1 pseudogene is annotated in these 807 nt (G+C 70.5%); it reads right to left on the minus strand.

The window, feature by feature from the left end:
* Nucleotides 1-807: pseudogene (locus tag AX702_RS21320) on the minus strand (biotin/lipoyl-binding protein); the annotation flags it as partial.

Consider the following 807-nt stretch of genomic DNA (forward strand, 5'->3'; position numbering starts at 1 on the left):
CGTCGGCAGCGCGCGCGCGCCAATCCTGCCGCGCCTGGGCAAGGCTGGCATTCGCCTCGGCCACTCCCGCCTGCGCGCGCGCCAGCGACGCTGAGGCCTGTGCCGCCTCGCTCGCCGCCACTGTCGCCGCGCTGTCCGCCTGTGTCAGCGAGAGGCGTGGCTCGATGCCCTTGTCCACCAAGGGCTTGATCGTCGCCAGTTCCACCGCCCGTGCGTCCCGCGCACTCTGGCGTGCGTCGAGGGCCGATCGTGCCTCCGCGACCGCGCGGGTCGCCTGTACGCCGCGAGCGCCATAGGCGCCGGTGATGCCGGCCAGTTCCTGCATCCGGGCCGTGTGCAGCGCCTTTTCGATCTCGATCTGCTCCGCCACGATAGCGTTGGTGGCGGCGGGATAGACCGGCTCGCGGCCAAGCACCTCTGCCTTGAGACGCGCGATCTTTACCTGGAGGGCGGCAGCCTGCGCCTCACCAGAGCCGAGCTCGCCTCCGGTGGCGGTAGGGTCGAGCCGGACGAGCGGCTGGCCCATGCGCACGACCTGGCCCGTTCGCACCAGGATCTCCTGCACCACGCCGCCTTCGAGGTTGGAGACGGTCTGCAACTGGGAACTGGCGATCACACGGCCTGGCCCTCGAACCGTACGGTCGAGCGTCGCCCAGGACGCCCAGATGACGAAGATCAGGAAAAAGGCGAGGATCGCCCAGAGCAGCAGGTTTGAGGCCTGCCGCGGCTTGATCCGCTGCGTCAGGTCTTCAAGCCGGGTCGGAGCGGCTGGCGCAGGTGCCAGGGCGACGGGGGTGGAGGCAGGGG

The sequence above is a fragment of the Sphingomonas sp. CCH5-D11 genome (assembly GCF_001557395.1).
Classification (GTDB): domain Bacteria; phylum Pseudomonadota; class Alphaproteobacteria; order Sphingomonadales; family Sphingomonadaceae; genus Sphingomonas.